Raw genomic sequence first — 1290 nt, forward strand, 5'->3', positions numbered from 1 at the left:
GGTCAAGCCCCTTGTGGTGGTGTAGCGGTTGGATCCTTCGTTGGGGTTGTCAGGCGCTGAGCTCGAGGGCAGTGTCGGTGTCGGTGCCCACCTCGCTTCCGGTGTCCTCGACGGGGGTGAGGCGGCAGCGGGCGAGGACCTCGAGGCCGAGGTAGCGGCGCCCTTCGGCCCATTCGTCGGTCTGCTCGGCCAGCACCGCCCCGACCAGCCTGACGATGGCTGCCCGGTTGGGGAAGATGCCCACCGCGTCGGTGCGGCGGCGGATCTCCCGGTTGAGCCGCTCGGCCGGGTTGTTCGACCAGATCTGCGTCCAGACGTCCTTCGGGAACGTCGTGAAGGCCAGGATGTCCGCCCGGGCATCACCGAGGTGCTCGGCCACCGCCGGGAGCTTCTCGCTTACGTAGTCCAGCAGCCGATCGAACTGCGCGTTCACCGCCGTGGCGTCGGGCTGGTCGTAGACCGAGTGGAGCATGGCCTTCACCGCCGGCCACATGGACTTCGGGGTGATGCCCATCAGGTTCGCCGCGTAGTGGGTCCGGCATCGCTGCCAGGTGGCGCCGGGCAGGTTGGCGGCGATGGCGTCCTTGAGCCCGGCATGGGCGTCACTGGTGACCAGGCGGACCCCGGCCAGGCCCCGGGCCACGAGGTCCGCGAAGAACTCGTTCCACGCCGCACCGGTCTCACTGGTCGCCACGCGCATCCCCAGGACCTCGCGGTGGCCGTCAGCGTTGACCCCGGTGGCCAGCAGCACCACGGCGTTGACCACGCGCCCGCCCTCGCGGACCTTCATGCTCAGCGCATCCGCGGCCACGAACGTGAACGGGCCGGCCACCCCGAGCGGGCGGTGGCGGAAGGCCTCGACCTGCTCGTCGAGCTCGGTGGCCATCCGGGAGACTTGGGACTTGGACAGGGCGTTGACGCCCAGAGTCTTGACCAGCTTGTCCATCCGTCGGGTCGAGACCCCGGCGAGGTAGCAGTCAGCGACCACGGTGATCAGCGCCGACTCCGCTCTCTTTCGGCGTTCAAGTAGCCAGTCCGGGAAGTACGTGCCCGATCTGAGCTTGGGGATGGCCACGTCCAGGGTGCCGACCCGGGTGTCCAGGTCCCGGTGGCGGTACCCGTTCCGCTGAGCAGTGCGCGAGGAGCTGGGCTTGCCCCATTCGGCACCGACCACCGCATCGGCATCAGCGCACAGCAAGGTGTTGATCATGGTCTGCAGCAGATGGCGCATCATGTCCGGGGACGCTTCAGACAGGGCTTCTCCGAGCAGGCCGGCAGGGTCGAGAATAT

Annotated in this window: 1 protein-coding gene; it reads right to left on the reverse strand. The window is 68.6% G+C overall.

Annotation, left to right across the window (positions count from 1 at the left end; all coding sequences use genetic code 11):
• Positions 1–49: 49 nt before the first annotated feature.
• Positions 50–1288 (reverse strand): IS256 family transposase, encoded by a 1239-nt coding sequence (locus tag UN64_RS21610; protein ID WP_139343239.1) that lies wholly within the window; start codon positions 1286–1288, stop codon positions 50–52.
• Positions 1289–1290: the final 2 nt, after the last annotated feature.

Source organism: Fictibacillus arsenicus (assembly GCF_001999465.1).
Taxonomy (GTDB): Bacteria; Bacillota; Bacilli; order Bacillales; family Fictibacillaceae; genus Fictibacillus; species Fictibacillus arsenicus.